Annotated in this window: 19 protein-coding genes and 1 pseudogene; 11 read left to right on the top strand and 9 right to left on the bottom strand. The window is 62.9% G+C overall.

The features are described from left to right. Nucleotides 1-178 precede the first annotated feature (178 nt). Nucleotides 179-766 carry an imidazoleglycerol-phosphate dehydratase HisB gene (hisB, locus tag BSG09_RS12005; RefSeq protein ID WP_092933424.1) on the top strand — a complete coding sequence of 196 codons (588 nt, stop codon included), beginning with the start codon at nt 179-181 and terminating at the stop codon, nt 764-766. Between the two features lie 21 nt (nt 767-787). On the opposite strand, the gene BSG09_RS12000 is transcribed toward hisB, so the two are convergent. Beyond that, nucleotides 788-1528 (bottom strand): hypothetical protein, encoded by a 741-nt coding sequence (locus BSG09_RS12000; protein WP_092933422.1) that lies wholly within the window; start codon nt 1526-1528, stop codon nt 788-790. Between the two features lie 150 nt (nt 1529-1678). On the opposite strand from BSG09_RS12000, the gene BSG09_RS11995 reads away from it, so the two are divergent. Beyond that, complete coding sequence (locus BSG09_RS11995; RefSeq protein ID WP_092933420.1) at nt 1679-2182, top strand: amino acid-binding protein; 504 nt, start codon at nt 1679-1681, stop codon at nt 2180-2182. A 94-nt stretch (nt 2183-2276) separates the two neighbouring features. Here the strand turns inward: BSG09_RS11995 and BSG09_RS11990 are convergent, their stop codons facing one another. Then, nucleotides 2277-2687 (bottom strand): DUF7522 family protein, encoded by a 411-nt coding sequence (locus BSG09_RS11990; RefSeq protein WP_092933418.1) that lies wholly within the window; start codon nt 2685-2687, stop codon nt 2277-2279. Nucleotides 2688-2865: 178 nt separating this feature from the next. Between BSG09_RS11990 and BSG09_RS11985 the strand changes: the two genes are divergently transcribed. Continuing rightward, nucleotides 2866-3480: an IMPACT family protein gene (locus BSG09_RS11985; protein WP_092933416.1), complete on the top strand. Its 615-nt coding sequence runs from the start codon at nt 2866-2868 to the stop codon at nt 3478-3480. A gap of 46 nt (nt 3481-3526) precedes the next feature. Here the strand turns inward: BSG09_RS11985 and BSG09_RS11980 are convergent, their stop codons facing one another. The 3 genes from BSG09_RS11980 to BSG09_RS11970 are packed head-to-tail and all read right to left on the bottom strand — an operon-like array spanning nt 3527 to nt 7764. Beyond that, nucleotides 3527-6232, bottom strand: a complete 2706-nt coding sequence (locus tag BSG09_RS11980; RefSeq protein WP_092933414.1) for a TRAP transporter permease — start codon at nt 6230-6232, stop codon at nt 3527-3529. Beyond that, nucleotides 6229-6774 carry a DUF1850 domain-containing protein gene (locus tag BSG09_RS11975; RefSeq protein ID WP_092933412.1) on the bottom strand — a complete coding sequence of 182 codons (546 nt, stop codon included), beginning with the start codon at nt 6772-6774 and terminating at the stop codon, nt 6229-6231. Before BSG09_RS11975 ends, BSG09_RS11980 begins: the two co-directional genes overlap by 4 nt. A gap of 36 nt (nt 6775-6810) precedes the next feature. Continuing rightward, nucleotides 6811-7764 carry a TAXI family TRAP transporter solute-binding subunit gene (locus BSG09_RS11970; protein ID WP_092933410.1) on the bottom strand — a complete coding sequence of 318 codons (954 nt, stop codon included), beginning with the start codon at nt 7762-7764 and terminating at the stop codon, nt 6811-6813. Between the two features lie 223 nt (nt 7765-7987). Here BSG09_RS11970 and BSG09_RS11965 point away from each other — a divergent pair, with 223 nt between their 5' ends. Beyond that, nucleotides 7988-8197: a YgaP family membrane protein gene (locus tag BSG09_RS11965; protein WP_092933408.1), complete on the top strand. Its 210-nt coding sequence runs from the start codon at nt 7988-7990 to the stop codon at nt 8195-8197. A 115-nt stretch (nt 8198-8312) separates the two neighbouring features. Here the strand turns inward: BSG09_RS11965 and upp are convergent, their stop codons facing one another. Further along, a complete protein-coding gene (upp, locus tag BSG09_RS11960; protein WP_092933406.1) occupies nt 8313-8990 on the bottom strand; it encodes a uracil phosphoribosyltransferase in 678 nt (225 codons plus the stop codon). Between the two features lie 237 nt (nt 8991-9227). Here upp and BSG09_RS11955 point away from each other — a divergent pair, with 237 nt between their 5' ends. The 3 genes from BSG09_RS11955 to BSG09_RS11945 all read left to right on the top strand — a co-directional run bounded on the left by BSG09_RS11955 (nt 9228) and on the right by BSG09_RS11945 (nt 12193). Further along, nucleotides 9228-9950 (top strand): DUF5828 family protein, encoded by a 723-nt coding sequence (locus BSG09_RS11955; protein ID WP_092933404.1) that lies wholly within the window; start codon nt 9228-9230, stop codon nt 9948-9950. Nucleotides 9951-10036: 86 nt separating this feature from the next. After that, complete coding sequence (locus BSG09_RS11950) at nt 10037-11227, top strand: inorganic phosphate transporter (RefSeq protein ID WP_092933402.1); 1191 nt, start codon at nt 10037-10039, stop codon at nt 11225-11227. Between the two features lie 246 nt (nt 11228-11473). Continuing rightward, nucleotides 11474-12193 carry a hypothetical protein gene (locus tag BSG09_RS11945; RefSeq protein ID WP_092933400.1) on the top strand — a complete coding sequence of 240 codons (720 nt, stop codon included), beginning with the start codon at nt 11474-11476 and terminating at the stop codon, nt 12191-12193. Nucleotides 12194-12204: 11 nt separating this feature from the next. Here BSG09_RS11945 and BSG09_RS11940 read toward each other — a convergent pair whose 3' ends face one another. Further along, a complete protein-coding gene (locus tag BSG09_RS11940) occupies nt 12205-13608 on the bottom strand; it encodes a hemolysin family protein (protein WP_092933398.1) in 1404 nt (467 codons plus the stop codon). A gap of 112 nt (nt 13609-13720) precedes the next feature. On the opposite strand from BSG09_RS11940, the gene BSG09_RS11935 reads away from it, so the two are divergent. From BSG09_RS11935 to BSG09_RS11925, 3 genes are read left to right on the top strand one after another with little or no spacing between them, the layout of a single operon-like run. Further along, the gene (locus tag BSG09_RS11935) at nt 13721-14032 is read left to right on the top strand and encodes a glutaredoxin family protein (RefSeq protein ID WP_092933396.1); all 312 of its coding nucleotides are present in this window, start codon (nt 13721-13723) and stop codon (nt 14030-14032) included. After that, on the top strand, nt 14032-14547 hold the full coding sequence (locus tag BSG09_RS11930; protein ID WP_092933394.1) for a redoxin domain-containing protein: 516 nt from the start codon (nt 14032-14034) through the stop codon (nt 14545-14547). Before BSG09_RS11935 ends, BSG09_RS11930 begins: the two co-directional genes overlap by 1 nt. Nucleotides 14548-14599: 52 nt before the next feature. Then, on the top strand, nt 14600-15184 hold the full coding sequence (locus BSG09_RS11925) for an L-threonylcarbamoyladenylate synthase (RefSeq protein WP_092933392.1): 585 nt from the start codon (nt 14600-14602) through the stop codon (nt 15182-15184). Between the two features lie 8 nt (nt 15185-15192). Here the strand turns inward: BSG09_RS11925 and BSG09_RS11920 are convergent, their stop codons facing one another. After that, nucleotides 15193-15879 (bottom strand): hypothetical protein, encoded by a 687-nt coding sequence (locus tag BSG09_RS11920; protein WP_092933390.1) that lies wholly within the window; start codon nt 15877-15879, stop codon nt 15193-15195. Between the two features lie 278 nt (nt 15880-16157). Beyond that, a complete protein-coding gene (locus tag BSG09_RS11915) occupies nt 16158-16748 on the bottom strand; it encodes a conditioned medium-induced protein 4 (protein WP_092933388.1) in 591 nt (196 codons plus the stop codon). A 178-nt stretch (nt 16749-16926) separates the two neighbouring features. On the opposite strand from BSG09_RS11915, the pseudogene BSG09_RS11910 reads away from it, so the two are divergent. Then, nucleotides 16927-17569 (top strand): annotated as a pseudogene (locus tag BSG09_RS11910) (Fe-S oxidoreductase); the annotation flags it as partial.

Raw genomic sequence — 17569 nt, 5'->3', positions numbered from 1 at the left:
ACGTGAATGTTGTAATCGAGCTAATGTTTTTATACCGTGTAAGAACCGCCCAGACATTTTATAACTGATTTTGAGAGTTCTTCTTGAACTAGTGTCAAACGAAGAGGAAAAAGGTCCGAACCGGCGTCACTGGGCAGCGAGCGGAACCCCCTTGTATCGGGGGCGGTATGCGTTCGACATGAGCGAGCGAACGGCGACCCGCACGCGCGAGACGGCCGAGACGTCGATCGAGTGTACGCTGACGATCGACGGAACCGGGACGGCCGCGATCGACACCGGTATCGGCTTCTTCGATCACATGCTGACGTCGTTCGCCAAACACGGCCTGTTCGATCTCGAGGTCGAGTGTGACGGCGACCTCGAGGTCGACGACCACCACACGGTCGAGGACGTGGCGATCGTCCTCGGCGAGGCGTTCGACGAGGCGCTGGGCGATCGCTCTGGGATCGTCCGGTACGCCGACCGGAAAGTGCCCCTCGACGAGGCCGTCGCAAGCGCCGTCGTCGACGTGAGCGGCCGGCCGCGCTTTTATTTCGACGGGACGTTCTCTCAGGAGCAGATCGGCGACTTTACCAGCGACATGGCGCGTCACTTCGGCGAGTCGCTGGCGATGAACGCCGGCCTGACGCTTCACCTCGAGGTCAGCGGCGAGAACGCCCACCACGAGGTCGAGGCGCTGTTCAAGGCGCTGACCCGGAGCCTCGACGATGCGACCCGGATCGACGAGCGACGGCAAGGAACGCCGAGCACGAAGGGCACGCTGTAGCGGCTCGCGACCGCCGCTGTGTTACGGACGGTGCAGTTCCCCTCGGTTTTCGACGAACTCGCCGTCATCGATCGCGTACTCGACGATCGCTTCGGCTTCGTCGCTCTCGAGGTCGTAGGCACCCGCAGCCAGTTCCTCGACGGCACGTCGCTGCATGGGGAACTCGCGGTTTCGGAGGAGTCGAATGACCTTGCGATAGGCCCGTGGCGGGCTCGCCGACGAGGGTGACGCGTCGGCACCGGCGGCCGCGTCCGCAGCTTCTGAGCCGGTGTCGTCCGGTTGGTCGTCGCGCTCGAGCGTGATACCGCCCTCGAGGGTCGGCGCGTCCGCGTCGGTTTCGTCGGCTTCGTCGGCGTTCGGATCGGACTCATCAGCGTCTGTGTCAGATTCGCTGACGTCCGTATCGGCCTCGTTGTCGGCAGGATCTGCTTCTGACACGTCGGGAGCGGCCGTCTCGTCGGTGGGAACGTCCGTGACGGTCGCGTTCGAGTTCGCCGACGCGGGGCGAGACCGGGTCGTCGCGCTGTCGGCGGCGGTGACGACCGAGCCGTGTGTGGGTGGGCTGTCATCGGTCGCGTCGGAATCCGTGATCCCAAGGCGGGCGAGCAGCGGTTCGAGCAGCGTCTCGAGTCGATCCCGGCAATCGGGACAGCAGACGACGCGGCGTTGTTCGGCCTCCGTCGGCTCGAGTTCGGGCGGGACGATTTCGAACGTGCCGACGGCGTCGGCGGCACAGAAGTCACAGGTCCGAAGTTCGCGCATACTGACTGATCACGTGGCCGAGTTCTAAAAGCATCCGTCAGACGCCGGTGTCGACACGGGATCGGCTGTGACCACGACCCGTCGCGGTGGGGCCACGCGCACGATCGATCGCCGGACATTATACCCACGCACTCGTAGGGGTGATAACGGATGTTCGACGAGATCATGGAGAAGTTCGAGGGGTCGCCGAGTCAGCAGGCCGTGATCCGCCTGCTGCTCGAGCGAGGGTTCTCCGTCAACGACGACGGGCGCGTCGTCTCTGGCGGCATCGAAATTCCGAATACCGGGATTGCCCGCGAGATCGGCATCGATCGACGGGTCGTCGACTCGACGACCGACGTCATCCTCGAGGATCCCGAACTCCGACGTATCTTCCAGAACATCTCGCAAGTGCCGAGTCTAATGGACCTTGCGCCAGTGCTTGATCTGACGGTGCTGACGATCACGCCTGACGACGCCGAACAAGAGGGGATCGTCGCCGAGGTAACGGGAACGCTCGCCGACAACGGGATCTCGATCCGCCAGACGATCAGCGAAGACCCCGAGTTCACCGACCAACCCCGCCTCTACCTGATTACCGACGAGGAACTCCCGGGCGATGTCATCACCGAACTCCGCGACCTCGAATTCGTCCGGAAGATCGAGTTACAGTAGCCGCCAGTCGCTCAGACGGTCTGCTGTCCCGCTGTCCCGGCCCGCCCGCAGGACGGGTTGTGGGTACACTGGCACTGACTGACAGGCGTCCGTCTCAGTCGTCGGCAGCCTCGGCGTCGGCGACATCCGCGAAGTCGGTAAGCACTGTCTCGAGCGCGCTCGTCAGTTCCTCGAAGCGGTCGATCGACATGGCGTCGGTCGTCACCCAGACGCCGTATGGTCCCCGGATGACCCGCGAGAGGTAGCCGTTTTCGAACAGCCGAATCGTCGCCTGATACTCGCCGAGTTGCGTATTGCGGTAGGCCGACTGCGAGTGAAAGCCCCGCCGTTCGTGGTCGGCAAAGCCGACGAGGTCGGCCGTTCGCTCCAGATCCGAGCGCAGATACAGTTGCTCGACGACATCCTCCGTAAAGTACGTGATACTACGGAGTTCGTCGCCCACCGTCGTCCGGCAGACGCTTCGGAGCTCGTCCGCGAGTTGGGAATCGATCGCCTCGCTTTCCATGTGCCCACACACCGCATAGAGAAATAATAACGTACTGGTCGGGGCGAAACATACCTGGCAGCCCATCTACAGCCGCCAGACGAGGGGACCGACGGGCTCTTTTCACCGGCCGGAAAAGTGTCGCTATGGCCAGTCTCGAGCACCGACAGGGGGAAGCCGACTCGAGAGGTGACGGCCCGTGAGCGACGCATATCTGACAGTCGCCGACGCTGCCACCGCCAAGTTCGTCGTTCAGGGCTCGGAGTTCATCGGCCACGTTCGGCCGGTCGACTCCGTCGACGCCGCTGAGGCGTTTATCGACGCCGTCAGCGAGGAGTACGCCGATGCGACCCACAACGTTCCCGCCTATCGCGTGCGGACCGGTGATGACGGCGAGGGCTACTTCCTCCGGGAGTACGCAAGCGACGAGGGCGAGCCCTCCGGTTCGGCCGGCAAACCGGCGCTGAACGTGCTCACCCAGCAAGAACTCGAGAACTGTGCGGTCGTCGTGACCCGCTACTACGGCGGGACGAATCTCGGCGTCGGCGGCCTCGTCCGGGCCTACTCCCGGGCGGTCAAAGAGGCCGTCGAGGCGGCGGGCGTCGTCGAAGAACAGCCACACGAGCAGCTGTCGATCACCGTCGACTACGACGACTCGGGAACGGTTCGCTCGATTTTAGAAAGTGAGGGTTACGAGTTCGACGCCGACTACGAGGCCGACGTGCAGTTTGACGTCCGCGTCCCACGTGCGGACGCAGAGGCGTTTTGCGATCGGGTTCGCAGTGCGACGAGCGGCCGGGCCGATCTCGAGTGAGCCGCGGCCACTCACGGTGAGCGCGAACTGAAACGCGACGAGTGCGTTACGCTTCGCTCGGGTTCGGCGTGGCGGATTCCAGGTCCGTCCCGGACAGTCGCGTGTAGTTGCGGTGTGACAGCGAGACGAGGATCGCCAGGCCGAGCACGCGAAGCAGGAGCGTCGCCGAAAGGCCGGTGAGCCCGACGGAGACGCCGGCAAGTGCGAGTGCGCCCTCGAGGACGAGCAGCGGCACTTCGGGCACCATCAGGAGGATCGAAGCGATCGCGTACAGCGTGCGTGTTCCAGCGCTGACCGACGAGTACTGGTAGCCAATGATCGTGACCCCGAGCGCGTAGACGCCGAGGAACATCCCGAGGATGGGGACGACGACCTCGGGGAGGAAGAAGCGAAGCTCCGTAACGTCGCTCCAGCCGATGAGACCCCACTGGCCGTTGACGTTCCGTGCGAGCAGGATGCCCGGGGAGAACACGAACGCGAAGGGGACGAGGATCTTGTTCAACGAGAGGAGGAACGCGGCGGTCGCAGTCTTGAGTTCATCTGCTTTGGCGACGCCCGCGCCGGCGAAGGCGGCGACGGCGACCGGCGGCGTGACGTCAGCCATTAGGCCGAAGTAGAGGACGAAGAGATGAGCCGCGACGACCCAGACACCAAGATCCTCCATCGGACTGCCGAGCATCGCGACCAGGATGATGTACATCGCGGTCGTGGGCATCCCCATTCCGAAGATGATCGCGGCGACACCGGTCAGAGCAAGCAGGATCAGGATCGAGCCACCGCTGACGGCGTCGATAAGCGCTGCGAGGTTCGGACCGAGCCCGGAGACGCTGATCACGCCGGGGACGACGCCCGCGGCCGCGACGGCGATGACGACTGTGGTCGCGGTTCGTGCGCCCGAGTCCATCGATTTCAGGACGAACGTCCCGAAGCGGTAGCCGGCGTTGTCGGCGAGCGACGGGCGACCGAGCGACGCCGCAGACCGACGTGCGGACTCGTCGATCGAGTCGTCAAGCTCGAGCAGCGGTGCGTTCGCCTGCGGCCGAGCGAACAGGAAGACGGTGCTGACGGCGATCGCGATCGATCCGAGATCCGCGGTGGCAGCGCCCGCTGCGGCACCGAGCGCGTACGGATTGGCCGCCGACTCGAGGCCGAGCAGGACCTGCACCGCGCTCACGAGGCCGACGCCGTAGGTCGCGAAGGCGGCGGTGTGAGCGAGCGTGATCGCGGCGATCGAACCGAGCAGCGGCACACGGCTGCGCTCGTCGTAGGCGGCTACGACGGCGATCAACGCGGTGATGGCGATGATCGTATACCAGCCGGCGCGGTTGATCGACAGGCGAGCGATGACCAGGAAGTAAATCAGGAGGACGAGCGGAATCAAATAGAACCAGCCGGCGCGGAACTTCGCGAGGCCGTCGGGGAGTTCCCCACGCGCGAGGCCGCCGATTCCGCCACGGACCGCCTCGAAGTGGACCATGACCCACATCCCGAAGAAGAACGCGATCGCAGGCAGGGTCGCGGCCATGATCACGTCAGAGTACGCCGTTCCAGTGAACTCGACGATGAGGAACGCGGCCGCGCCCATCACGGGCGGAAGAACCTGGCCGCCAGAGGAGGCCGACGCCTCCACTGCCCCCGAGAACTCGGGTGAGTAGCCAGAGCGTTTCATCAGCGGGATCGTAAACGCGCCCGTCGTCACCGTGTTGGCGATCGACGAGCCGCTGAGCATCCCCATGAAGCCACTCGAGACGACGCTCGCTTTCGCCGGGCCGCCCTTTCTGGTGCCGGTCATCGAGTACGCAAGATCGATGAACCACTTACCGGCACCGCTCATCTCGAGGAAGGCCCCGAAGAGGATGAAGATGTAGATGAAGCGAACGCTGACGGAAACGGGCGTGCTCATGATGCCCGCTTCCGTAGTGTACCAGAGGTCGTAGACGATGCTTGCCCAGGTGTCGGGCTGGATCGCCAGCGCACCGATCGCCGAATCGCTCGGGATGAAATACCCCCAGCGGGCGTAGACGATGAACGACGCGATCAGCGACATGAGCACGACGCCGAGCGTCCGGCGCGTCGCCTCAAGCACGAGCAGAATGCCGAGCGCGCCAAGCAAGAACGCGCCGGACTGCCCCTCGAGTGGCAAGATCATGGTCAGCACGGCGGCGAGTGGCTCGAGTGGCGGGACGGCCTCGCCGAGTGGCGCACCGGATTGGATACCGAAGGTCGCCAGCCGCTGGATTTCGTCGTACGAGGTCACGACGTAGTAGGCCGGGAGCAGCGAGATAACGGCGAGACAGGCGTCGAGCGGTGTGATCCGACGCAGGCTCGGGTCGATAGCTGCCCACCGGACGCCGTCACGGAGTCGTTCGACGGCCCGCGTGACGGGGCTGTCCGGACCGAGTCGGTCGCTGACGGCGGGAACGATTGCGCCGAGACGGCGGGCAACGAATCCGTCGCCGGTGCTCGCCGGGAACAACAGAAACGCGAGGACGAGCGCGAAGGTGACGTGGATCGTGTACACCTGCAACGGCTGGAGCGACGCGATTTCGACGGTCCCGATACCCGGCAGTGTCGCGCTGAACTGGTAGCTGCGGGCTGCGATCCACATCTGGAACGCCGAAAACGTGATGCCGATCAGGGCGACGAATGCAGCCGATAGCCCCTGATGAGAGCGACTTCGCTCGACCTCCTGTAGTAATTCGTCCTGTTCTTCGTTCGAAAGAGACTCCGCGTCCTGTGTGTCTGTACTCATGGTATCATGTGTGAACTTCTCGGTTCGTCTATCGATACAGCTCGGGCCGCAGATTGGCGGAGCTCGTCGACGAGCGTGCGCTCGGTTACCGAGAGGGTGACTGCGTCATCGGAAAGCGAGACCAAGTCGTAACGTTCACTGTCGACGATGAGTTCGTGTCCGGCGATCCAGCCCGGAACGACGCCGACTTCGTCGTACGATTTGTCGAACTCGAGGACGAGTCCCTCCTCGGTCGTCTTAATCGGTGCATCCGACGGCAGGCCAGCACCGTGTGAATGAAACACCATTCGATCCATTCGGAGCTGAGTCCCGTCGACGACGTAGATATCTTCGACGGTCGTCTTCTCGACGCTGTGAGTGTACGAGAGCGTCACGACGTCGCCATCGTCGACCGGCACCGAAAGCAGCTCGTCGCCGGTGTCTGCATCGGTGACGACGAGCGTTCGCTGTGCCGACGCAGTCGATGTAACGGTTGCTGTTGCTCCAACCAGTACGAGGACGGCCACGATAACAGCCAGATAGCGGTACGGTGGGCGATTCACGGTCGATAAATTACGGAGGTGGTTGCGCTGTTTGGCTTAGCCGAAGTATGCCGCAGCGCCCGGATGAAGGTCAATCGGCATGCCGTCCTGTGCCGAGTCGACAGTGATGAACTCGGACTTCTGATCAATGGCATCGGCGTTGTCGAAGATCGCCGTCGTGACGGCTTCGACAACCGCTTCGTCGACACCGTCGTGGGTCGCAATCATCGCCTGCATCGACACCGTCTCGACGGCCTCGCTGATGCCGTTGTAGGTATCGGCGGGAATCGAGTCCTCGGCGAACCACTCAGCGTCGTTCATCACGTTCTCACGCGTCTCGCCGGAGATTTCGACAAGTGAAATACCTGCACTGGTCGCGAGGTTCTCGACGGAGCCGACCGGCCACCCGCCGACGACGAAGGCTGCATCGATGTCGCCGTCGCGAATCTGGTCTGTCGCCGTATCGAAGTCGGTATTTTGTTCGGTGAAGTCGCCTTCCTCGATACCGGCGGTCTCGAGGATCTGCAACGCGTTGACCTGCGTCCCGCTGCCCGCGTCGCCAGTGTTGATCGTCGCACCATCGAGGTCTTGGATCGTCTCGATTCCCGAATCGGCCTGCGTGATGACGTGGATCGTTTCGGGATACAGCGTTGCGACGCCGCGAATGTTTTCCATCGGGTTGCCCTGGAGGTCCTCGGGGCCTGTACCGTTGACCGCGAAGTACGCGACGTCGTTCTGGATCAGCGCAAAGTCGGCATCCTCGCGGTTGAGGCTACCGACGTTCTCGAGGCTCGCCCCGGTCGACTGTACCTGCAGCGAGTAGTCCGTGTTGTCCTCGACGATCGTCTTGAAGTTGTTCGAGAGTGGGTAGTACGTGCCGCCAGTGCCACCAGCGTGCCACGAGAGAGTGTTTCCGCCTCCACTGTCACTGCCGCTACAGCCGGCGAGTGCCGTCAAACCGACAGCACCTGCTGCTGTCACGAATTGTCGTCTGTTGAGATCGTATGACATACTTCCACGATAATAGCGAGGCTATTTATGCATTATCAATTTTAAAGGGTCATATTTCCACATTTGTTGCCAGTTATGGACAACTAACAAATGTTTGCTCACCAATATTATCCAAATCACATGATATAAGATATATAATTAGTATTCTGACTGTCGGTAGCGATCGGATCCGACTGGTCCTAACGAAGGCAAAGGAATCTAGACTCGACTTCGTCGTGTTCGACTGCGCAGGGACAGGAACGGCTGTGGAATCGACCGGGCCGGCCGTGTGCGTCTCGCGAGGGAACACCTCGTCGTCGGCTATCGAACCCGACAGCGGACGCCCGAGACGCTCGCGTTCGTCGCCGGTAGTGACCGCCTCGCCACCGCAGTCATCCAGCGCTGCCCGGTAAACGCACTGCTCAGGGTCGATACCTGCGACACGGCACCGTAGTAGAAGAGCGGACACTCGAGCCCGGATCGACGACGCTGTCGCTCATCGCAGTTCGATTGACGACGATCATCAAAAGTCCGGGTTCCCGTTCAGTGAGAGTGCGCGCGCAAGCGGCTCACGTCGTCCGGAACGCCCGGTCGCCGGCATCGCCGAGACCAGGAACGATGAAGCCGTCGTCGTCGAGGCGGTCGTCGATCGAGACCGTCAGCAGGTCGGCCTCGTCGTGTTCTTCGCCGACACGGAGCAGGCCTTCGGGGGCAGACACGGCCGAGAGAACGATCAGGTTCTCGGGTTCTGGTGAGTTCTCGATGACATGCTCGAGGACGGTACACATCGTGCTTCCCGTTGCGAGCATCGGGTCGGCGATGATGACCGTGTCTTCCTCGGTGATCTCGGGCAGTTTGACGTAGTCGACCGTGATAGGGAACGAGCCGTCCTCCTCGCGACCAGCTTCTTCGTCACGGCTGGCGCTGATGACGCCCTGTCGTGCCCGCGGGAACGCCTTCAGCAAGCCCTCGACGAACGGCGTCGCAGCGCGCAAGACGTTGATGATGACGACGTTGTCAAGTCCCTTGACGCGCTCGCCCATCGTCGACTCGAGCGGCGTCTCGATCTCGACGTACTCGGTTTCCATCCGCCCGTCGATGATCTCGTAGCCACAGATCCGACCGAGTTTGACCAGCCCCTTCCGGAAGCTGACCTGCTCGGTCTCGACGTCGCGCAGGCGCGAGAGCGTATCCTTTGCCAGTGCGTGCGTGATGAGATAGGCATCATCCCGGTCTTCAATCGGCATACCCGTACAGCCACTCGCCGGATAGTTCACAGTATCGATCAGCCACAAGCCTCACACCGATCCCCTCGGCTACCGGTCACGAGAGACATGATCGCATTCGACGATGGGTGATCCGTCATGTCCCCACGGCTGGTGCGGGCCTCGAGTCCAGATAAACGAGAACAAGGCCATTGTCACCCTGACAGGTGCCGGCAGAGAAGTTTATACTCGTTCGCACGTTATCAGTCGGCCAGCCGAATGGAAGAGAGTATCTCGGGATTCAAGGTTCGCGGTGACTGGGGCGACATCGTCGAACACGGCGAACGCATCACGCGCGCGCTTCGGGAGATCGATGTCCACGCCTCCGAACAGGCCGCCGACACGGACTACACTGGAGCCTTCGAGGAGTGGGACGAGTGGCGTCCAAAAGCCCACGAGACCCTCGAGTCGGACGTCAGCGAGAAGACGGCCGATCAGGCTAGCGTCGAAGAGGGCAAGGGTGAAAAGGCCGGGAAAGGTCCCGACGAAGACATCAAGACTGCCGGCGAGAAACTGTCGGAGTCGTACGAGCAACTCGAGGAGGACGAAGCCGGGGCAGCAGTCGACACCTGGAAGGAGTCGATCGACTACGTTGCGCGAGCGGCCGACTCCGCAGGGCGCAAGGCGCTACGACGAGTCGAAGACACGGTCTACCAGAACGTGATGACCCAACTCGCACCATACTACTTCGACAACGAACTCGTCAGCGCAAACATCCAGCAGTCGGCACGCAACGCCGACAACGGCGAGCAGTTCGTCTTCGAGATCAACGTCAACGACGACACCCTCAAGGAGGCCGTCTCCGATCGCCTCGCCGAGTACGAAGACGAGATCGACCGCTGGCACGTCGAAGTCGAGAAAGATACCGACGCTGCCGAGGCCATCGAAGGCGCAGAGCCCCCACCCGAACCCGACGACAACTCCAAGTCGACGACGAACTGACCGCGTCGGCACAAGAGACAGCGAGCCCCTACCGCCAGCCGAAGGTCGGCACACACTTGTAGGAACATCCAATAGGAAGGGAGTAGATGGTCGATATCGCTACAGCCGGCGCATTCGCCGTGGCCGCGGTCGCGAGTCTCTTCATGGCCTGGGCGATCGGTGCCGGCTCGAGCGGGTCGACACCGTTTGCCCCGGCAGTCGGCGCAAACGCGATTTCGGTGATGCGAGCGGGCTTTCTCGTCGGGTTGCTTGGCTTTTCCGGCGCGGTGTTGCAGGGGGCAAACGTCTCCGAGGCGGTCGGCACCGAACTCATCGGTGGGGTAACACTGTCGTCGACCGCCGCCACGCTCGCCTTGCTCATCGCGGCTGCGCTGGTGGCGACCGGCATATTCACGGGGTATCCGATCGCGACGGCGTTTACCGTCACCGGCGCGGTCATCGGGACCGGCCTCGCCATGGGCGGCGACCCAGCGTGGGCGAAATACACCGAGATCGCCACCCTCTGGGTGCTGACGCCGTTCGTCGGCGGCTCTATCGCGTACGCGGTCGCTCGAGCCCTGCGGGCCGACGCGATCGCAGAGGAACACCTCGTGATCGGGCTGGCCGCCATCGTCGGCGCGATCGTCGCCAACATCGAGTTCGCGATCCTCGGCTCGGGGGCCGGCGGCGCATCGATCGCACAGGTATCTGGCAGGTCGCTCCCCGTCCCCGCGGCTGCCGGTACCGCTGTGGCCACGCTGCTCATCGCGTCGCTGTGGGCGGGCGCGATCGCGCTCGATCTCGGCAACGGAACCGAACGCGGCGAACGGCACTTCCTACTCGTCCTCGGCGGCCTCGTGGCCTTCTCGGCCGGCGGCAGTCAGGTCGGGCTCGCGATCGGCCCATTGATTCCGCTCACGAACCAACTCGAGTTACCGTTGCTCGCGATGCTCGTCGGCGGCGGCTTTGGCTTACTGCTCGGGTCGTGGACCGGTGCACCGCGGATGATCAAGGCGATCTCGCAGGACTACTCCTCGCTGGGGCCGCGCCGATCGATCGCGGCGCTGATCCCCTCGTTTATTATCGCACAGGCCGCGGTGTTCTTCGGTATCCCGGTCTCGTTCAACGAGATCATCGTCAGCGCGATCATCGGCAGCGGGTACGCGGCGGCCGGCGCTGGCGGTGGCGTCAGCGCTCGCAAGATGGGAGTGACCGTCCTCGCATGGGTTGGCTCGCTCGCCGGTTCGATCGTCGTCGCCTACGTCGGCTACACCGCTGTCAGCGCACTCCTGCTGTGAGACGGGCTGCTGTCCCAATTACCCGGGGCAATCGCAGGCCGGGTCGCGATCCCACCGGCACTGACTGACAGCAGATCGGATGCGGTCCTCATACTGCCGGATAAAACGGTGCAGACATCGATCGCACTCGAGACGCTGTCGCCGACAGCGACAGCCGTCGAGACGCGATCGAGTAGTCACTGACTGTTGTCCGGTAGTATCAAGCAACATCGAACGGTCTTTACACGACGGGTCGTGACATCGAGTATGGACGAGGACGCCGTCGACGGCACCGAACTCCCCGACGATGCGGTCCAGTGGCGACGTGACGCGAACACTTCGCGTACCGTTCGGCTGCTCTGGACCTTCGGCGTCAGCACGTTCTTCGCCGCGATCAGTATCGTCGTCAGTTGGCGGCTGTACCGAATGGCCAGCGGAGTCGGCGGTGGCATCGTCGTCATCGCCCTCCTCGCAGCGCTGGCCACGACGGTCCTCGCACTCGCCGCCACGGACGAGCCCGAGCGCTATCTCGAGTGGCTCCCGGGCGATGTCCCGTCGGGGACACGCCTGGATCGGGCAATGGACGCTGCCGTCGGCACTGTTGTGATGGGAATCATTATCGGCTCGCTGCTGGGTATCGGCCGATACATCTCACAGAACGAATTGCTAGCTGTCGGTGCCAGCCCATTCACCGCGCTGGTCACACTGTTACTCCCGCTTGCGCTCGTCGCGCTCGTGCTGGCCTCGTTTCTGCAGTCGGTCGGCACGTTCGACCGCGACGCGCAGACGATCTACCTCTACGAGCCGAAACAGGCGATCGATCTCGCGGTGATCGAGGACGTCTCGGTTCGCCCGATCGGCGATGCCGCCGTGTTGTCGCTTCGCTACGCCCAGCCGGGCGGACAGTACGTCCAAGGGCCGCGTCGACTCGTCGTCCCGCCCGCAGTCGCACGCGATGTCGCAGCGATCGTCAACGGGGAGCAGTAACCGCGACGCGATTACGTATTGTTCTCGTCGATCTCCACCGGATTTGTCTCGTCGTGTTCCGCTGCAGCGTCGTCGTCGGGCACCGCCAGTTTCTTGAGTCGCGCTTTCATGATCCGCGTGTTCTCGACGGTCTCGACCGTAATGCGGACACCGTCGTAGGTGATCTCCTCGCCCTCCTCGACGAGTCGACCTGCGCGGTTGAAAATAAAGCCGGCAATCGTCTCGAACTCTTGGCCCTCGGGCAGATCGATCTCGAGGGTTTCGTTGACGTCCTCGATGTTGACCTCGCCACGGACGAGGACAGTATCCTCGTCGATCGCCTCGATCGGCTGTTCCTCGCCACCCTCTAAGATCTCACCGACGATCTCCTCGATCATGTCCTCCATGGTCACCAGTCCCTCGGTGGTACCGAACTCGTCGATGACGAGCGCCATGTGCATCCGGTTCTCGCGCATCTCCGAGAGCAACTCGTCGACGTTTTTCGACTCGGGAACGTGCAGCGTCGGCTGGATGAGATCGGCGAGCTCGAGTTCGTCGGTGCCGGACTCGCCGTAGTTGAGATCGCGGACGAGATCGCGGATGTGGACGACTCCCTGCACGTTGTCGAGGCTGCCCTCGTAGACCGGTACGCGAGCGTGGCCGCTCTGGATACAGGTCTCGATCGCTTCGTCGATGTCGGCGTCTTTCGGGACGGCCGTCATGTCCAGTCGTGGCGTCATGACCTCTTTGACGATCGTGTTGTTAAATCGAAATATCCGCTGGAGCATCTCGTGTTCTTCTTCCTCTAAGACGCCCTCACGCTCGCCGGACTCGATCATCTCCTGAATCTCGTCGCGGGTGACGTAGGGCGTCTCGATTGCCCCCGTCGAGCCGGTCAGTCGGTTGATCTGTCTGGTGAGATAATCGAAGAGGACGACGAGCGGGAACATCAGCTTCTCGGCGACTTTCAGCGGCCCGGCGACGCGAATCGACCAGGATTCGGTGTTCTCGACCGCATAGGACTTGGGTGCGCTCTCGCCGAACAGCAAGACGACAGCGGTAATCCCGAGCGTGGCAACTGTCACGGCCGTCAGACCACCGAGGTACAACCCGAGGATCGCCGTCGCGATCGACGACATCGCGATGTTGACGATGTTGTTCCCGACGAGGATCGTCACGAGCAGCCGATGCGGGTCCTCCTTGAGCGCCTTCACGCGCTCTGCGCCAGGAATCCCGTCTTCGGCCATTCCTTCCACGCGGTGTTTCGGGATCGAAAACAGCGCGATTTCGGATGACGAGAAGAACGCTGAGAGACCAACAAGTCCGACGAGGGCGAGCGCTCCGAGGATCGTCACCACCGACTGATCGATCTCGAGTCCCACCAGCGGGACCTCATAGACAGCCAACACGGCCTCGAGGGGCGGAGACAACGCCATTGATATACAGCCTTATCCCTGAATCGGTTAACAGTTTCCTATTCGAGGATCACTAACGGCCATCGCCGCCGCCGACGACACGTTTACCCGGTCGTTGGCGCTACATTCGCCCATGAGTGAGACCGCCGAGCCACCGATTACGTTTTACCGGCTGCAGGGCTGTCCGTTCTGCGAGCGGGTCGCCCGGCTGTTAGGCGAGTACGATCTCGACTACCGATCGCGGTTCGTCGAACCGATGCATTCCGACCGGGACGTCGTCAAACGCGTCGCCGGCGTTCGGACCGTCCCCGTCATCGTCGACGCCACTACCGGCGTCACAATGGCCGAGAGCGAAAACATCGTCGGCTATCTCGAGACGACCTACGGCGACAGTGACGCCGACCGTCCCGACGCAGCCGCAGCGAGTGCAGGAGGTGGGGACTAATGCTCGGCTTCGACGTCGTCGATCTCGGCCCAGCAGACCATCCTGAACCCGGCGACTCCGCCCCCGCATTCACTCGGCCGCTGGTCACCGACGAGTTCTGGGAGGACCGATCGCTCGCAGCGCTCGTCGAGGAGCACGATGGGCCGACCGTCCTCGTGTTCACGCCGATGACGGGCTCCTTTCTCGCCAAGTACGTCTGGGACGAACTCACGGCCCGCGACTGGGACGAGCGTGTGGGTCAAGTCGTCGGCCTCACGGCCTCGACTCCCTACGAAGTCACGCGGTTTCTCGAGGACAACGACTACCCCTTCCGGTTTTTTGCCGATCCCGGAAACGAGGTCGCCGAGTCCTACGGCATCGCCCACGACCTCGACGGGATGACCGGCATCAGCGAACCCCGTATCGCCTTCTTCGCGATCGATGCGGCTCGCACCGTCGAGAGTGCGTGGGTCGCCACCGACTGGCCCGAGTTCCCCGACTACGACCACCTCGAGACCGACCTCGGTCTCAAGTGAGCACAGCCCCGAGCGACAGCTTTTTGCTCGAGATCGGCCGAGTTCGAATCGAATGAGCGAATTCGACCGTGCAGCCGAGGCGATCGACACCGGGGATCTCGTCGTCTACCCCACCGAGACCGTCTACGGCCTCGGCGCGGCGGCACTCGAGCCCGACGCCGTCGAGCGGGTCTTCGAGGTGAAAGGACGCGATCGATCGAAGCCACTGTCGTTTGCGGTGCCGTCGGTGCCGTCGGCGCTGCAGTACGTCCGCGCGACCGAACGGGAACGGCAATTCATGGCGACGTTTCTGCCCGGACCCGTGACGGTCCTCTGTCGGCGACGCGAGAGTGTCCCGGACGAACTCACCGCGGGTCGCGACCGCGTCGGGGTCCGCGTGCCGGATCATCCCATCGCGCTCAGACTCTGTGAGCGCGCCGGCACGCCGATTACGGCGACGAGCGCGAACGTGAGCGGTCGACCGAGCGTCCGGGAACCCGGCGACCTCGATCCCGAGATCCGCGAGGCCGCCGCAGTCGTTCTCGACGGCGGCGAAACGGACGGCACCGAGAGTACCGTCGTCGACGTCTCGTCGGCGACGATCCACCGCCGGGGCGCGCAAGCCGACGAAATCGAGACCTGGCTCGAGACGCACTGATCGACCCGTTAGCCGAGTCCCAGCAGTGACCGCAAGGTCCGCGTTTTGACCCCACACTCCGAAGCGAACTCACAGGCGTTGCATTTCGAACGGGCCGTCGTCCGCGGCGGTGGCCCGTCCAACTCGCGCACCGTCCGAAGTGCGCTGCGATACTGGGCTTTCCGTCTGGTCGTCATGTCGAGCGACCGGATCACACCGTAGGCAGGATACTCGAGCCAGGCTCGCTCGACCGATTCTTGATGCTCCCAGGCGAGTGCTTTCGCAGCCGCGACCGCGTGAACCGACTGCGATTGCCAGACGCCGGTTTCGGGCGGCGCACCCGACGAAAGCACCACCGGCTCGAGCGGGTCAGCGAGCACCTTGTGAACGATTCCACGACAGTGGCGGCCAGTCGCGAACACGTCCCGCTCGTCGGGATTCCGAAGCCGTTCCCAGTCGCCTGTGTCCTCGAGGCGCTGTCTCGTCGCCGCCAGCCGCTCGCGGTAGCGACCGGGCGAGATGGCGATCGGCTCCGACGCGAGGGCATCCGGCGAGGCCTCAAGCAGGGATTCATAGCGAGGCTCGAGTGCGCGGATCGCCTCGACTTCCGGCGGTGGCTCGCGCTCTTCGGCCGGCAGCGCGCGCTGATAGTAACACTTTCGCGCACAGTAGGCGGCGGTTCGGAGGTCGCTGAACGCGACATGGGTTTGGGTCATGGGCCGTCTGGTCCCGCTTTCCTATATAAAGGCTCGCGTAGGTGAAAGAACAGAGTTGCATCCGCGAGCGACTAAAGGGAGCGAGCGGGCCGACGACCGATGTGGAGCGAACGCAGTGAGCGGAACGGAGGGAAGAGTGCTTTTGATCAACCCTAAGCGGGAGCGAAGCTCCCGCGAGGTCCGAGAGAGCTTCGCTCTCTCGAGATTTTACCGAGGGACGCTGCGAGCGAGGCGCGAAACGCCTCGCTCGCGGCAGACCGCAGGGTAAAAGGTTGGTTCTAGAAGTCCACGTCCGTTTCCATGCCCTCCGTCGCGTCCTCGAGGCCGTCTTCGCGGACGTCAGTGGTCATGCGCTCGGTGATGTCGGCGTCGGCAAGGATGCTGTCGAACTCGTCGCGGTAGCGGTCGTTGGCCGTTCGGGACTGGGTCTGTGCCTCGGCGACGCGGCGGTGCCGACGGATCTGAGACTCGCTAACGTCGTATTCTGCGGCGAGCGCCGCGTCGTCTTCCTCGCGATCGCGGATCACCGCGAGGTCGATTTCGTCGGCGTCGTCCTCATCGATGAGATGCAAGGACAGCCGCGCGTCGAAAATCACGTCTTCGTGGACCGCCAACTCGGCAGCGAGGTCGGCGTCGGTTCGGTCGTCGTAGAACCCTCGTGCGACCGTGATCAACTCGTCGTCGGACAGCGGCGTCTCGAACGCGTAGCGCTCGCGCATCTGCTGGACGACGCTGCGGAGGCGTTCTTCGTCCGATCGCTCGTCTCGCTCGAGCGAGCCGCGGGTATCCTCCTGTGATTCGGTGATGGTGTCCTCGCCGTCGGTCACGTCGGTGAAGATATCACGGAGTTCCTCAGTTTTCTCGTTCATGGGTGGACACTCCCGACGGGAGTCTATTTAAGCCTGTTGCCAGATAACGTTGAGAACGGGTAGTCGAACGCAGACCGATGTTATAAACTAAAAATAGTGATGGAATTTCCGCAAGACTGCAACGGGATCGGCTACGAGTGTAACAAGAATTAAGTCACAGCCACCCACCTCATTGTGCATGAATACGTTAGCACAGGCAGACGTCGCAAGGGAGACATACTGGGGAATCACCAGTGTCGAGTACGCGGTGTTTTATTTCCTTGCGTTCGTTACGGTTGCCGTCTTCACCTACGGTGTCTACCAGCGGTTCGCCCGGTATACACAGGGCGATGGTGAGTCGTTCCCTCGTGTCGATGATCTACAACGCCGTGTCGTAAGCGCGGCCAAGATCGTGCTTTCGAACGAGAAGCAGTTCAACAGAGACCTCTACGGCGGCTTGATGCACTCGTTTATCCTCTGGGGGTTCCTGACGCTGTTTATCGCGACCTCCATCCTGATGGTCGAAGAGTACGCTGCGAAGAAACTCTTCGGCCTCTCATTTTGGAACGGTGACTTCTATCTCGCCTACCAGTTCATGGTCGATGCGATGGGCCTGCTGTTCGTCGTCGGCATCGGCATGGCCCTCTACCGGCGCTACTGGGTCCGCAATCACCGTCTCTGGGACCGCCACACCTCTCTCGAGGACGATCTGTTCATCTGGACGTTGTTCGCCCTCGGTATCGGTGGCTTCCTGCTCGAGGGGCTGCGCGTCTACAGCGCCGGAATTCCGGACCACGAGGTCGTCAGCTTCGTCGCCTACGGGATGGCGCTTGGCTTCGACG

This window comes from Natrinema hispanicum (assembly GCF_900111485.1).
Classification (GTDB): Archaea; Halobacteriota; Halobacteria; order Halobacteriales; family Natrialbaceae; genus Natrinema; species Natrinema hispanicum_A.
Note: the sequence above shows the minus strand (reverse complement) of the source record. Positions and strands in the feature narration are given on the sequence as shown.

Bases quoted from the DNA above. Each gene is read 5' to 3' on its own strand.
- BSG09_RS11925 (WP_092933392.1), top strand. From the start codon at position 14,600: ATGAGCGAATTCGACCGTGCAGCCGAGGCGATCGACACCGGGGATCTC.
- BSG09_RS12000 (WP_092933422.1), bottom strand. From the start codon at position 1,528: ATGCGCGAACTTCGGACCTGTGACTTCTGTGCCGCCGACGCCGTCGGC.
- hisB (WP_092933424.1), top strand. From the start codon at position 179: ATGAGCGAGCGAACGGCGACCCGCACGCGCGAGACGGCCGAGACGTCG.
- BSG09_RS11980 (WP_092933414.1), bottom strand. From the start codon at position 6,232: ATGAGTACAGACACACAGGACGCGGAGTCTCTTTCGAACGAAGAACAG.
- BSG09_RS11950 (WP_092933402.1), top strand. From the start codon at position 10,037: ATGGTCGATATCGCTACAGCCGGCGCATTCGCCGTGGCCGCGGTCGCG.
- BSG09_RS11920 (WP_092933390.1), bottom strand. From the start codon at position 15,879: ATGACCCAAACCCATGTCGCGTTCAGCGACCTCCGAACCGCCGCCTAC.
- BSG09_RS11930 (WP_092933394.1), top strand. From the start codon at position 14,032: ATGCTCGGCTTCGACGTCGTCGATCTCGGCCCAGCAGACCATCCTGAA.
- upp (WP_092933406.1), bottom strand. From the start codon at position 8,990: ATGCCGATTGAAGACCGGGATGATGCCTATCTCATCACGCACGCACTG.
- BSG09_RS11915 (WP_092933388.1), bottom strand. From the start codon at position 16,748: ATGAACGAGAAAACTGAGGAACTCCGTGATATCTTCACCGACGTGACC.
- BSG09_RS11945 (WP_092933400.1), top strand. From the start codon at position 11,474: ATGGACGAGGACGCCGTCGACGGCACCGAACTCCCCGACGATGCGGTC.
- BSG09_RS11940 (WP_092933398.1), bottom strand. From the start codon at position 13,608: ATGGCGTTGTCTCCGCCCCTCGAGGCCGTGTTGGCTGTCTATGAGGTC.
- BSG09_RS11995 (WP_092933420.1), top strand. From the start codon at position 1,679: ATGTTCGACGAGATCATGGAGAAGTTCGAGGGGTCGCCGAGTCAGCAG.
- BSG09_RS11970 (WP_092933410.1), bottom strand. From the start codon at position 7,764: ATGTCATACGATCTCAACAGACGACAATTCGTGACAGCAGCAGGTGCT.
- BSG09_RS11955 (WP_092933404.1), top strand. From the start codon at position 9,228: ATGGAAGAGAGTATCTCGGGATTCAAGGTTCGCGGTGACTGGGGCGAC.
- BSG09_RS11990 (WP_092933418.1), bottom strand. From the start codon at position 2,687: ATGGAAAGCGAGGCGATCGATTCCCAACTCGCGGACGAGCTCCGAAGC.
- BSG09_RS11935 (WP_092933396.1), top strand. From the start codon at position 13,721: ATGAGTGAGACCGCCGAGCCACCGATTACGTTTTACCGGCTGCAGGGC.